This window comes from Halobacteriovorax marinus SJ (genome assembly GCF_000210915.2).
In the GTDB taxonomy this organism is placed as follows: Bacteria; Bdellovibrionota; Bacteriovoracia; order Bacteriovoracales; family Bacteriovoracaceae; genus Halobacteriovorax; species Halobacteriovorax marinus.
Genome location: NC_016620.1, coordinates 2793753 through 2806533, shown reverse-complemented (window position 1 = coordinate 2806533; position 12781 = coordinate 2793753). Strand labels below are relative to the sequence as shown.

Here is a 12781-nt window from a genome sequence, read left to right as displayed (position 1 = left end):
TACGTCTTACTTTATTTGTTTTTCTTGTTGCGATGTGTTGTTTTTTTGTTGTGAAAAATTTTGAGTATGATATATGTGATTAGTCCTTATCAAGGAGATCATTTGGGCTATTCCGTTAAGTTTAAAAAGAAAAAAGCTAAGTACTCACTGCTACATGCATCACTTAGGTATCAAAGTCGAGAGTTTCTTGTTTCTGCAGAGCAAGTGAAAAGTGGAGTACTTCATAACTTACTTCAGATTAACAATAGCTCAGAGAAAGAGCTAAAAGATCGATGCTTGTACTTACCTGGCTCAAAAGATATTCGAGTGAGTCAATCGACGAGTAAAAATGGCCCTTTTTTTAGACTGAAGAAAAACTCAAAAGAGCCGCCTCTTGGAAGTAATGAGTCCTATGAACACCAGTTTTTCAAAATAGCACTAACGCAGTTGAGTGAACTGAAGTGTATAAAGCCAGGATCTAGTCAAGGCTATACTGTTAAATATAGAAATCCTAGAGGTGAGATGTCTTTTTCTGAGTCTCAAAAATTAGAGAAAGGAATGAAGATCGTTGACGTCATCGCGGACTTAGTTAGTGAGAATAGAAAGGGGAAAGTTGCCCTAGAGGCTATTGTTTCGAGCTCTCTGTGTCCGAAGAAAATAAGATATCTAAATAGTAAAAGTCTTCAAATTATAGCCATTCTAGTTCCTAAATTTCCAGATATACCTAATAGAGTTCTAATGGTTGAAGAGCAGCAGCAGTTACTAAATGATTGTAAGAGAAGGATTGGTCGTAAGAAGTCTGTTGGGATATTGATTCCAAGGGGAGATGTCTCTAGTAGAGACCTAGAAGGGACAGGGTTTTATATCGAGGGAATAGAGAGGGAAAAAGATTCTAACCGAAAGGAAGTGAAAAAAATAAGAGCGACGCCAGTCGAAGAAAGAAAAGTAGAAAAGCAAAATGATGCTGTCGATATTTCAAGATGGGGCAATTCAAGACACCTTGTTAATAGTGTGGTCAAGGCTGAGATACCAAAAAGAAATATTGAGTCAGTTATTGAAGAAATGAAGGCTGTCAGTGTTACTATAGAAGACTGTAAGGAGTCTGAACCTCATGTTTTTAAAGAGGATAGTTTGATAGAGGAGGAATGGCCTAGCCTTTCAAATAGATCTCAGAATCTTGTAGAGACGAAATACCGGCAAGAAGATAAGAGACTTCCAACTTTTTTTGAGGGACTACTGATTTTGATTTTTGAGAACTTTAGATTTTCCTTTGTATTTTTACTAGGTGTTATCGTTTTAGTTAATCTTTTCTAGATGTTCTTTGAGTTTTGTTAGAGCATTAATTACTCTGATTAATCTATTCTCGGCATCTTCAATCAAAGACCCATCTGGAACTTGCCAGTTACCATGGGCTTTTCCTCTACCTCGAAGTCTTTGCAGTGTATTTAATTCCGTATGTATTTCTTTAATCAATTCGCCGCTACTTTCAGAAGTTGATAGAATAAATTTAATAAGCTTCACCTCTATTTGATCATTAACTTCTCCTATTTTTAAGCAACTTTTGAGTCTTGATGTATATGGTTTTGATTGATTTGAGTCTAGAAACAAAAAAGCCCAGTCGTTAAACTGGGCTTTTTTATGATCATGATAGTTGGTATCTGATCAAGTATAAAATGGCGGGAGAGACGGGACTCGAACCCGCGGCCTTCGCCGTGACAGGGCGACGTTATAACCAACTTAACTACTCCCCCGCATTTCGTGAGATTTAATATAAGTATTTCTGGTCGTAGAGTCAATATGAAAATGATCTTTTTTTAAAATAATTGAGAAGATACAAATGTTTTTATTGAAATGACCATCAGCAGTATGCTGAAGAGCATATTCGCCACTTGTGGGCTAACTTTCTGAGTGAGGTTGACTCCTAACTTAGAAGAGAGGCTTGAGCCAATGAATAGTGCGATGACTATTGAAAAGTTAACGTAACCGACTTGTCCCATTTCTAAAATTCTATAGTTGAAAACGAATGTTGGAGTCGGTTGGATGAGGTAGGTGAGCATTCCAGTAAATGTTCCGACCACCATGCAGGCGTTGCTGTGGACGGAGAGTTTTTTAAAGGGGATATCGAGTATGAGTATAAAAAGGGGAATTAGTACAGCGCCGCCACCAAGTCCTGTGAGGCCAGAAATGAGTCCTCCTACTAGTCCGGTAAGTGTCCCTAGGGAAATTGTTTTAAATGTAAACTTTGGACTCCAGTTATTATGATCAGCTACTTTATTTTTGTTGAAAATATTTCTGATAGCAATGATGAAAACAAAAATACTAAAAATGAGTTTAATAGTTTTTGCATCAAGAATAAGGGCGAGTCTTCCTCCAACGATGACTCCAATAAGCATAGCAAGTGCAATGGGGGCAACGAACTTAAAATTTGGTTTTACGCCTGCTTTTGTAAAGTTATATGTATTTCTAGTGGAGTTGAAGAAGATAAGAGTTAAAGAGGTTGCAATTACCACCTGAGCAGGTAGGAAGCTAAAAAACGTGTAGAGAGTCGGTACGATAAGGATACCACCACCAACTCCAAAGAAAGTTGAGAGAAGACCTACGAAAATACCTGTAACAATAAGACCGAGAATTAGCATAGTTAATCTTATAGTGATCTTGTAAGCTTGTACAGTTGTCACATCTAATAAGATTGATAGAATGGTATAAAGGATTGTGTATGAAAGTTTTTATCACTGGGGGGACGACAGGTATTGGTTGGTCTCTTGCAAAGATTTACTTAGAAGAGGGGCATCAGGTTGCGATCTGTGGTCGTGATTTATCTAAAGTTGAGTCTGGAGCAAATGAAAAATATAAGAATCTAACTTGTTATAAAGTTGATGTTACAAATAGAGATGAAGTCCTAGCGGCCATTGATGATTTTAGTAAAGGCGAACTAGATCTCTTAGTTGCCAGTGCTGGAAGGAGTGTTGGAAGTAAGACGAGAACTCCAAACTTTGAAGCAGCAAGAGATGTGATTAATATAAATGTCTTAGGTGTTCTCAACTCTTTTGAAGGAGCCTTGAAGAATATGCTTCCTAATAAAAGAGGTCATATTGCAGCCATTGCTAGTGTTGCTGGAATGGTGGGACTGCCGGGAGCGTCTTCGTACTCAGCTTCTAAGGCCGCAGTTTTGAAGTTATGTGAGTCTTTCAGTATGGATCTTCACTCTGAGAATATAAAGGTCAGTTGTATTGCACCTGGTTTTATTGATACACCTCTAACTCAAAAAAATGACCATAGTATGCCTTGGCTTATGAGTAGTGAAAAAGCCGCAAGAAAAATTAAAAAAGCCTTAGACAGAAAGCTTCCTCTCTTTGTTTTTCCATGGCAAATGAAGACGGTTATGTTTATACTGGAGAGACTTCCTAGGTGGATGTATCGCTTTTTTATGCAGCTACCATTTGCAAATTATAGTAAGTAGGGTTTATATGAAGAAATTTTTTTTACTTTTTACTCTTTTATTAGTGAGTTGTAATAAGGAAGCTCCTATTGCTTCTAAGAGTGTGAACTCAGTAAAAAAAGAAACTCCAAATTATGACTTCTCTAAAAAATCTAACTCAATGGCAGTGAAAGATGACTTCTCTGATTTAAAGAAAGTAGATGATGAGTCCTGTGAAACAGAGGAAGAGTTAAAAGAGAAGCTGGCAAAGCCCAAGCAAGAAGCCTTTCAACTCCAAGGTGGAGATACTGGTTGCGACGTTTCAGCAGCTAAGTAGCTTTCTCTAAAAATCATTTTGTAGCTTGTCTTTGGCCTTCAGAAAACTTGCTGCAACAGCGTTTATTAATGATGAAATTTCTTTGGATAGAGTTTCATTTTTAATCTTTGCGCGAAAATTTTGAATATCTAGATCCATTACTTGATTACGATTATTCCAAGAGATTAGAAAGTTGGAGTCAAAAGATTTGATAGCAGAGCTATCATAAATTTGGATACTTAATTCTCTAGAATCTCCTTGCATCGCTTTAGGTGAAATTGTATTGGAGCCTGTTAGTAAGATTTTTCCATCAACTGAAATTGTATTTCTGTGATTCATTGTCTGGTACTGCTTATAAGTCACATTCATACGAGACTTTACTTCAATACCATAAAGCTTTAGTTCTCTAAGATAGATTGTATTGGGAAGACCTCCAAGAGCAATGCTCTCACTGTGATCAGCAAGGATACGAATGTCTAGAGTGGGTACTTCTAATTTTCGCTTAATAAGTGAGTTTATAATATAGGAATCATATAGATACTGTTGCTCCATATAGATATTGGTCTGTGCCTTTTTGATCATATCAATGATGAAGTTTCTTGTTGTTCTTAATTTCTTTGATGAATCTGTTTCACTAATGCGAATACTTTGCTTACCAATAATTGGATAGCTCTCTCTTTTAATTTTGATGAAATTCAAAACTTCACTTTGAATTGTACTCGAAACTCTATTTTGCGGATCACTAAGAGCGTTAGAGATATCCTCTTGAATTGTATGTTGAATAAAGGCCGCACCTGGTCCTTCCACTAGAAGATCATTGTCATGGAAGTAGCCACCTTGATGATCACTCCAATTCTTTGAACCTATAAGGGCCATTGGTGAACTGGAATTAGAGTCGATTATAATTGCTCTAGTGTGATTGACGGGTGAATGAGTGGGTGAGTTTAAGATAATAAAAGAAGAGTTACGTTCAGCATTTAAATTCTCTTTATATATGGAATTCGTTAAAATAATTGTTTTAAAGTTAGGATTTCTCTTTAGCTCTCGAGTCGTTTTCTCTTTTAAAGCTTTGTAGAAAGAGGCTCCAATTGTACCGCTAATTCTGTCCATATTGATAACAATGGACTCTTTCGCTTTTTCAATTAATTTCTTTGTTTCTTTAAATACTGGATCATTACTTAAAGCAATATGCTCGCCGTTTGATTTGAGGTAATTCTCTTGTTCAACTAAAGTCTCTATTCTCTCTTTAGTAGTTGGCCCATTATTGAAGAAAGTTATTTTATTACCTGGAATGTATCCACCAAAGTTTAGTGAGTATGGATTTATCTCTGAATGTTTTTTGAAGTTAATTGAAAGGGGAGTCGTTTCAGTTATCGCTGTAATAAAGTTTTCAGTATTTTCAAAATTGGTAATGAAGTTTGATTTTTGTTCAAAATCTTTAATTAAAGTTAGGTGAAGAGATTGGCCCTTTGAAAACTTATGGTGGTAAGTTTTTTTGAAAAGGTTTTCAGCTGACTCTTTTTCTGACTCCGAAAGATTTGGATACTGGAGGTGATCTCTTAGTATATTTGCCTTATATAGCATTATAAAACTAAGTGTTCTATTTAGTTTGTTTCTATCTGGCTCTATTAATCTCCAATGTATAATTGGTTTTAAAAATTCTGAGGGAAGAACGGGGGCAAGACGATTGATTAATAAATTGGCCCTTTTATTTCTTTGAGTGTCTAAAGAAATAAGATTCTTCTTAAACATAGAAGTATTTTTAATTTGATCATTATCAAATATGAGTGGAGCGCTCTCTAGGTAGTAGCTTCTTGCAAGGATTCTCTCTTGGAGGTGAAATTCCGCTGCACTAATATTAAACATGAATAAGAAGAGTATGAGATACCTATTCACTAGAGATCTCCTTCTTGCTTAGAGTATAAGAAATGACCAAGTTCTAATTTCTTGATTACTTCTGGAATTGTATTCAATCTAAAATTTTCTTTAAGAATTTCTCTTTCTCTATATGGATTTGTACTTGCTGGATCTCTAGAAGTTATTTTAATAAAGTACTTTGATTCTTTTAAAAATTCCCTGTCTTTTAGAGAGTAAACTAAGGTATCAACTTTCATTTTAACTTTTAGATTCTCTGAAGGGGCACTATATCTACCATGAATATAGAAATCATTTGTAATTGTAGGAGTCTTGTTAGTGTCGCTAAGTTTCTTTACCCATACTCCTGATTCTTTAATGGATGGGAGAATCTTACCAAGATGTATCATGACTTTGTCTTTTTCAATTGTATCTTCTTGAGTATTGTAATTCTTTATGAGGTCAACTGTTATATAGTCGTTATCAGATTCTTTAGATGAAACAGAGTGGAACATCGTTACTTTAAACTCTTTAGAGCGAATATTTAGATCTGGCTCAGTCATACTATTGGCCTTAAAAAAACGGCGAAATCGAATCTCTGTGCTACCTTCTTTTTCCAGATTTAAAACGATGCTAATTGTTCCACCGTTATATTGGTAGCGTGAGTGTGAAGAGGGAATCTTAGAATTTAATATTTGCTCGCTAATAGTCTTTTCTTTATATTCGAGTTCTCTTTTTAAATTGAATTGGTCGACGTTAACTAAATTATTTGTAGAATGTTCTGTGTTGTAATTGAGGGTCTGCTCAAATTGTGGAATGAAGTGAATATCAATTTGAAGCTCGCCACTGGCATTGCTCTTACTTTTTAAGTGAGAGCGCATTTTCTTAATAAATGTTTTAAGTGTATGTCTTTGAAAGACTTGAGCAAGAGAGTTCTCACTCGCATTTTCTCCCTCTAAGGTCTCTTTTATAGCTTGTGAGTAGGCACTCGTAATCTCACTAGTACTTTGCTCTTTATTGCTGCTCCAAATCTCTGATTCGATTTTATAATTAATATATTTATTAAATTGATTTTGAAAAAAGTAATCTCTATACGCATCGTATTCGAGATCTCCAATTGAACTTGCAATTGATCTCTCTTGAATATTCTCAAGTGATTGGGAGGCCCAGTACTGGTGGTAGGGTCCATAGAAATTTGCGAGTATATAGGTCGACAATACACATACAAATATGACAAATGGTAGCCACAGGACAATGTTTTTAAACTTCTTTAGAACTATCAAATTCTTCCCTCAATTCCTCTTCCTCTATCGGAAGTTTGAGGGAATTTATTTACCTTAAATTAATCTCAATATCTTTATTTCAGGTACTTAGATCGTATCTTGCCAGAATTGTCGAAACTCTTCTTCGTAACTTAAGAGAGTTAGGTCCTTAATTCTATCGATATAGAGCTTTCCAAATAGATGGTCTAATTCGTGTTGAAATACTGTAGCGAGAAATCCTTCTAGTATTAGTTCCTCTTGTTGGGCACGATCATTTAGAAATGTAATTTTAACCTTACGTGGTCTGTGAACAAAACCCCTTAGGCCAGGTACAGAGAGACAGCCTTCCCAAAAACCTTGCTCAGTTTGATCAAGAACTTCAATGGTTGGGTTTACAACAATGTATTGGTCACTCTTTGCAATATCGGGGTATCTTTCAGAGTTATCTGGGAGTTGAATTATTGCGACTTGATAGGAGACACCAATTTGCGGTGCTGCGATACCAATACCACCATTTTCTTTCATTGTATCTTCTAAGTCTTTAATGAGCTTTATAAACTTCTCTCCACCAATCTCTTCGCTCGGATATTCGAGAGCTACTTTTCTTAAGACAGGATTCCCCATTTTAGTCAAATCTTTAATCGCCATTTTTAAAACTCCTCTAAAAACATGATAGAATAGAATTCTACTTCAAGCTAGATTTTTACATGAGGGAATATGAAGAAAGTTCTATTTGTTTGCTTGGGCAATATTTGTCGATCGCCAATGGCAGAGGGCATATTGTCTAGCTATATTGAAAAGTTAAACTTAAATATGAGCTGTGATTCTGCGGGAACAAGTGCATTTCACGAAGGTGAGATGGCCGATGCTAGAATGAGGGAAGCCGCTAGTAGAAGAGGGTATAACTTAAGTCAAATTCGATCGAGAGGGTTTAGACAGGAAGACTTTCAAGACTTTGACTCTATTCTTGTAATGGACCAAAGTAATTATAAAAATATAACTCGTCTTGCTGCAAGTGATGATGATTTTAATAAAGTTAAATTAATAACAGATTACTGCACTACGATGAGGGCCTCGGAAGTTCCTGACCCTTACTATGGAGGTGACCAGGGATTTTTTGAAGTTATTGATATTTTGGAAGATGCAATTAAGGGGTTTATCGCTGAAAGGTAAGAAGAAAAACTATATGACTCCCAAGTGCTTTGATGAGCTATCTGCCGAGATGGAAAATCTTCTAAAGGTAGAGAGACCAAAGACGACTCAGATAATTGCGTGGGCAGCAGGAAATGGTGATCGTTCTGAGAATGCTGATTATATCTATGGAAAGAAAAGACTTCGAGAAATTGATAGACGATTAAGATTTCTCAAAAAGAGGCTCGATGACTCAGAGGTTATTGACCCTCTAAAGATGAGTAGTGAAAAGGTTCAATTCTCAGCAACAGTTACGGTTGAAGATGAAGAGGCTGAAGTTAAAGTCTATTCCATTGTTGGAATTGATGAAGTTGAAGTTTCGAAAGGTAAGATTAGTTGGAGATCGCCCATTGGAAGAGCATTACTTGGTAAAGAGGTTGAAGACATTGTTAGCATTGATGCACCAAATGGAAGTTTTGAATTAGAGATACTGAAAATAGAATATAAGGAAATATTATGAAAATACTTTGTGAAGTTTCACTTGGAGAGCTTGTCGATAAGATCTCGATTCTTGAAATTAAGAAAGAGAAAATCTTAGATAAAGTTAAAAATGAAAATGCATCAAAGGAATTAGAAACTTTGGGAGATACTTTAAAAAAGTTAAACTTATCAGAAATCGAGAGCTACATCAGTCAACTCCGAGAAGTGAATACAAAACTCTGGGAGATTGAAGATAATATCCGAGAGTATGAGCGAAGAGGTGACTTCTCTACTGGATTTATTGAATTAGCAAGAGCAGTGTATATAACAAACGATCAGCGCTTTGCGCTAAAGAATGAAGTGAATATTAAATTTGGTTCTTCTATTCAAGAGGTCAAGTCCTACGAAGAATATTAATACTTCAAAAATCTACTGGAAGTATGATACATTTTTAAAAAAATTAATAGGGAGTTTTTGATGGCAAAGCTATCATTAGAGGATAAGTATAAACTTTATGAAGCCTCTGTTCAGAATCACGAAACAGATATCGATTTTATAAATAAAGAGTATAAGAGATATTTTAAAAGAAAGCCTCTAACTTTAAGAGAAGACTTTGGTGGTACAGCCGCTATGGCATGTGACTGGGTTAGACAATCTAGTGATCACAAGGCTTGGGGAGTGGACTTAGATTCTGAACCTATAAAGTATGGAAGAGAAAATCATTACTCTAGGCTGAGTGATGCTGAGCAATCTAGAATGGAATATATTGAAGGCAATGTTCTTGAAGATAGAAACTTTAAGTCTGATGTTGTTGTGGCCTTTAATTTTTCTTACTTTATTTTTAAAGAAAGAGAAGTTCTTCTGAATTACTTTAAAAAAGTTAGAGAAGGGTTAAATGATAATGGAGCTTTCTTTGTAGACCTCTTTGGTGGAACAGATGCATGTCAAGAAATGGTAGAAGAGACAGACCATGATGATCATACATACTTCTGGGACTGTGAGAGCTTTAATCCAATAACATCTGAAGTACTTTACTATATTCACTTCAAGTATAAAGGTAAGAAGCATGAGAAAGTATTCACATATGATTGGCGTATGTGGGGACTAAAAGAGCTTCAAGATATTATGAAAGAAGCAGGGTTCTCAAGCGTTATTCCTTACTGGGAAGGTGAGGACGGAGACGGTGGAGGAGATGGTAACTTCTATCCGGCTAAGAAAGAAGAAAATTGTGAATCTTGGGTAACTTATATTTGTGCTCTAAAATAAAAAAACCGGCAATAGCCGGTTTTTTTTATAATTCGTACCCACCGTCAATGATATCAATATCCAAATCATCATCGTAATCAGGTTCTATATCTGATTGTGGTGTGTACTTTCTAATAATATGGTTTTTAATATTATTGATTGTAAACATAGTCTCTCTACTTTGGCAGAAATCAAAAGTAGTGTTACCAAGAAGTACTTCTTCTATCACTTGCTCTTTAGAGAGCAAGATGTAATCGCTTAAGGCTTCATTAACATCATCAATGAACTCTTCCAAAGTATCTCCGAGTCCAATTTTTGATTCGATGATTAATTTTTGTGCGTGAGCACGTCCTTTAAACTTTCTAAAATTAGCAATTGTAGCCTTTATGAAGTAGGTACCTTCATAAGTAAAGGCCGCTCCATAGAGTACTCCTGCCGTACTGAGCTCTAAGTTGAGAGCGAGTGTTCCAATTAGAGAGGCTCCTGTTGAAGAAATGGCACCACTTGAGAAGTAGAGTCCAGTTCTTATAGGCGTTGTAATTGGTTCAGTGAGAGCAATAAGTTTAAATTTATTATATTCTTTCTCACAGTCGGCAAATGAGTTTAAAGAAAGTAGAAGTGAGATTGCGGCTAAATACTTAATCATTTGAATCTTCCTTTGTTGGTGAAAATTCTAGAAACTCACATCCCTTGTATTTCTTTTCGAATTTAGTTTTTAAATTATCTTCAATATTTTCATGAACAATTAAGACTTTAGAGTTGCTCTCTTTATTGATGATTGCAAGAGAGCTCTCAGCGGCAGCTAGCGCTGATTGATTTGTATCTTTCTTTATTAGAGCAATACTAAGAGGCCTATTAAAACTATCTGTTTGGTAGAGACCTGTTAGATTTTCTTGTTTCTTCTCAAGGATTCCACTCATTAGGTAATTGAATTCTTCAAAGTAATTTTGTGTGTTGTGAAACTCCGTTGCACTAATCCATAGGATAGAAGTTATAGAATTATCAATTTTATTTAATAATTCTCTATTCATTCTATTTTCCTATTGAGTCAAGAGTTCCATTGATAAATGAATACGTATCAGCTGTCCCAAATTTTCTGGCAAGATTTACCATTTCATCAATTACGACGGCCTTAGGTGTAGCGTCTACATTTTGAATTTCATAACAACCAAGCATTAAGAGAGCGTAGTCAATTTTCTCTAATTGATTAATTTTTCTCTTTCTAAGGTGCTTAGATATTTCATCTTCAAGTGAAGCTTTATTCGTAAATACTCCATCGATGAGAGAGAGTGCGAAGTTTTGAGCACCAGAAGGAAGTTGATTATTTGGATGTTCTTCGTCTGGTTCAATACAAGAGTTAGTAAACTCTTCCATAAATCTTTCGTATTCTGCCTTAGGGTTCTTTGAGAGCATTAATTCGAGAAGGTTCTCGTTTCCACATAAAACTTTATAAATTAATTTGAAAGAGAACTCTCTCGCAATAGTTTTATTGTTGAAGTTGCTCACGTTCTACTCCTTTGGATGCTGTAAGATTTTTTAGTAAAGAAGAAACAAAACCTTCGATATCTTTATAATCCCAATAGAACGAAGCAAATCTAGTGTAGGCAACTGGGTCAAGATGAAGTAGTTCTTTCATTGTTAATTCGCCAATAACATTGGAAGGAACTTCTTTTGGAAAATGTTCAAGCATATGCTTTTCTACTTTTTCCATTAATGTTTCAAGATCTTCTGTTGAGACTGGTCTTTTCTGTGAAGCTTTCTTTAGACCGCTCAAGATCTTTTCTCTGTTATAGCTCTCGCGTCTACCGTCATGTTTTAAAACGGCAGGCATTTGAATTTGGATTTTTTCATAAGTTGTAAACCTATTGTCACAACCTTCGCATTTTCTTCTTCTGCGCACACTAAATCCTTCAGGCATTAAGCGTGAATCGATGACTTTGGTGTCTGTAAGTTGGCAAATTGGGCAATGCATATAAAATCCTATTAAAGTAAGTGAATTTTTACTGTAATTTAGGCTTCATTGGCAAGGCATTATTTTATTTTCCTGAAAAAAGTACATATGATTTCAGTCTGTTAGGAGCTCAAGTGACATGTCTTAGTAACCGATAAGAAGTGTGGAGAGGAGATTCTTGTGTCTAAATTGCTATTATTGATATTTTGCCTTCATTTCTCAGTCTTTGCTGATGAGTCTATACCTGTTGAGTATGAGGAAGAGCCCGCAGTCGCTGATAAGTGCTCTCCTGAATATATTGAGGCCCTTAATGAAGAGTTAAGACTTGCGGCAAAGCAATCCATTGGAATAGCGGATACTCTTCTTAGAGGTGAGAGTTGTCAGTATTATAAGAAATTTATTAAGGCCGGGGTTCCTGTTAATGCTCTAAAACAATCTCTCTACTATTTTGAAAAGAATAAGAAATCATTCAAGAATAAAAACTATATAACGATTGCTGATTACTCTGTGAACTCGACCAAAGAGAGATTTTTCTTATTGGATATGAGGACAGGGGAAGTAAGCTCGTCAAAAGTCTCTCACGGTAGTGGTAGTTTAGGTGGTGTTAAGTACGGAGATGCAACAATCTCAAATGGGAGAGTTACTAAGTCTTCAAACCACAATGGAATGATGAAAAGATGTCGTATACCAAAAAATAAAGTAGGCAATAAGCACGATCAATATGCTCTAACGAGACCTGGATTTTTTAAGACTGGAGAATTTTATATGTCTTCTAGTCATAATGAGGCGAAGAAAGGAAATAGAGGTTGGCCAACTTTTAGAGTGAATGGAAGAAGTTATAACGGTATGAGAATGGATGGCCTAAGTGATGGTGTAAACGATAAGGCCAGGGCCCAGGGCGTAGTGATGCACGAAGCTTATTATAATACGGGAAGTGTTATGGGAAGAAGTTTTGGATGTCCGGCATTCGTACCAAAGCAAGGTCGAAAAATAATGGAGAAGATCGCAGGCGGTTCTCTCTATTACTCCTATGTTCCAATTGATGGCTGCAAAGAGGATTATAATAAGGCACTTGAACCAATTTCAGAATGGTCATCAATGTGTGAATAAATCAATCAACTACTAAGACAACTCTTTTACCTAGC

17 protein-coding genes and 1 tRNA gene are annotated in these 12781 nt (G+C 35.8%); 8 read left to right on the top strand and 10 right to left on the bottom strand.

The genetic code is table 11. The annotated features are described in order from the left end of the window. The first annotated feature begins 102 nt into the window (after nt 1-102). The gene (locus BMS_RS13415) at nt 103-1293 is read left to right on the top strand and encodes a hypothetical protein (protein WP_044557624.1); all 1191 of its coding nucleotides are present in this window, start codon (nt 103-105) and stop codon (nt 1291-1293) included. Here the strand turns inward: BMS_RS13415 and BMS_RS13410 are convergent. From BMS_RS13410 to BMS_RS13400, 3 genes are all read right to left on the bottom strand, one after another. Then, nucleotides 1276-1587 (bottom strand): hypothetical protein, encoded by a 312-nt coding sequence (locus BMS_RS13410; RefSeq protein WP_044557623.1) that lies wholly within the window; start codon nt 1585-1587, stop codon nt 1276-1278. The genes BMS_RS13415 and BMS_RS13410 overlap by 18 nt on opposite strands. Before the next feature lie 66 nt (nt 1588-1653). Beyond that, a tRNA-Asp gene (locus tag BMS_RS13405) sits at nt 1654-1730 on the bottom strand. Between the two features lie 63 nt (nt 1731-1793). Then, nucleotides 1794-2615, bottom strand: coding sequence for a sulfite exporter TauE/SafE family protein (locus tag BMS_RS13400; protein ID WP_014245361.1), 822 nt, complete (start codon nt 2613-2615; stop codon nt 1794-1796). A gap of 80 nt (nt 2616-2695) precedes the next feature. Here BMS_RS13400 and BMS_RS13395 point away from each other — a divergent pair, with 80 nt between their 5' ends. After that, nucleotides 2696-3439 carry an SDR family NAD(P)-dependent oxidoreductase gene (locus BMS_RS13395; RefSeq protein ID WP_014245360.1) on the top strand — a complete coding sequence of 248 codons (744 nt, stop codon included), beginning with the start codon at nt 2696-2698 and terminating at the stop codon, nt 3437-3439. A gap of 7 nt (nt 3440-3446) precedes the next feature. Beyond that, the gene (locus BMS_RS13390; protein ID WP_014245359.1) at nt 3447-3734 is read left to right on the top strand and encodes a hypothetical protein; all 288 of its coding nucleotides are present in this window, start codon (nt 3447-3449) and stop codon (nt 3732-3734) included. A gap of 6 nt (nt 3735-3740) precedes the next feature. On the opposite strand, the gene BMS_RS13385 is transcribed toward BMS_RS13390, so the two are convergent. The 3 genes from BMS_RS13385 to def all read right to left on the bottom strand — a co-directional run bounded on the left by BMS_RS13385 (nt 3741) and on the right by def (nt 7477). Then, nucleotides 3741-5609: a phospholipase D-like domain-containing protein gene (locus tag BMS_RS13385; protein ID WP_014245358.1), complete on the bottom strand. Its 1869-nt coding sequence runs from the start codon at nt 5607-5609 to the stop codon at nt 3741-3743. After that, nucleotides 5609-6850 (bottom strand): hypothetical protein, encoded by a 1242-nt coding sequence (locus BMS_RS13380; RefSeq protein ID WP_014245357.1) that lies wholly within the window; start codon nt 6848-6850, stop codon nt 5609-5611. Before BMS_RS13380 ends, BMS_RS13385 begins: the two co-directional genes overlap by 1 nt. 87 nt (nt 6851-6937) lie before the next feature. Continuing rightward, on the bottom strand, nt 6938-7477 hold the full coding sequence (gene def / locus BMS_RS13375; protein WP_014245356.1) for a peptide deformylase: 540 nt from the start codon (nt 7475-7477) through the stop codon (nt 6938-6940). 69 nt (nt 7478-7546) lie between these two features. Here def and BMS_RS13370 point away from each other — a divergent pair, with 69 nt between their 5' ends. From BMS_RS13370 to BMS_RS13355, 4 genes are read left to right on the top strand one after another with little or no spacing between them, the layout of a single operon-like run. After that, entirely contained in the window at nt 7547-8002 is a 456-nt protein-coding gene (locus BMS_RS13370; RefSeq protein ID WP_014245355.1) for a low molecular weight protein-tyrosine-phosphatase, read from the top strand. After that, nucleotides 7971-8480, top strand: coding sequence for a transcription elongation factor GreB (gene greB / locus BMS_RS13365; RefSeq protein ID WP_044557622.1), 510 nt, complete (start codon nt 7971-7973; stop codon nt 8478-8480). The genes BMS_RS13370 and greB overlap by 32 nt, the downstream gene beginning before the upstream one ends. After that, nucleotides 8477-8857 carry a DUF6165 family protein gene (locus BMS_RS13360; protein ID WP_014245353.1) on the top strand — a complete coding sequence of 127 codons (381 nt, stop codon included), beginning with the start codon at nt 8477-8479 and terminating at the stop codon, nt 8855-8857. The genes greB and BMS_RS13360 overlap by 4 nt, the downstream gene beginning before the upstream one ends. A 60-nt stretch (nt 8858-8917) precedes the next feature. Beyond that, nucleotides 8918-9706, top strand: coding sequence for a methyltransferase domain-containing protein (locus tag BMS_RS13355; RefSeq protein WP_044557621.1), 789 nt, complete (start codon nt 8918-8920; stop codon nt 9704-9706). Nucleotides 9707-9731: 25 nt separating this feature from the next. Here the strand turns inward: BMS_RS13355 and BMS_RS13350 are convergent, their stop codons facing one another. From BMS_RS13350 to nrdR, 4 genes are read right to left on the bottom strand one after another with little or no spacing between them, the layout of a single operon-like run. Next, a complete protein-coding gene (locus BMS_RS13350; protein ID WP_014245351.1) occupies nt 9732-10331 on the bottom strand; it encodes a hypothetical protein in 600 nt (199 codons plus the stop codon). Further along, nucleotides 10324-10716 (bottom strand): hypothetical protein, encoded by a 393-nt coding sequence (locus BMS_RS13345; protein WP_014245350.1) that lies wholly within the window; start codon nt 10714-10716, stop codon nt 10324-10326. Before BMS_RS13345 ends, BMS_RS13350 begins: the two co-directional genes overlap by 8 nt. 1 nt (nt 10717) lies before the next feature. Further along, nucleotides 10718-11191: a transcription antitermination factor NusB gene (gene nusB / locus BMS_RS17125; protein WP_014245349.1), complete on the bottom strand. Its 474-nt coding sequence runs from the start codon at nt 11189-11191 to the stop codon at nt 10718-10720. Then, entirely contained in the window at nt 11172-11657 is a 486-nt protein-coding gene (gene nrdR, locus BMS_RS13335; protein ID WP_014245348.1) for a transcriptional regulator NrdR, read from the bottom strand. The genes nusB and nrdR overlap by 20 nt, the downstream gene beginning before the upstream one ends. 159 nt (nt 11658-11816) lie before the next feature. Between nrdR and BMS_RS13330 the strand changes: the two genes are divergently transcribed. Beyond that, nucleotides 11817-12746: a murein L,D-transpeptidase catalytic domain-containing protein gene (locus BMS_RS13330; RefSeq protein ID WP_014245347.1), complete on the top strand. Its 930-nt coding sequence runs from the start codon at nt 11817-11819 to the stop codon at nt 12744-12746. Nucleotides 12747-12781 lie beyond the last annotated feature (35 nt).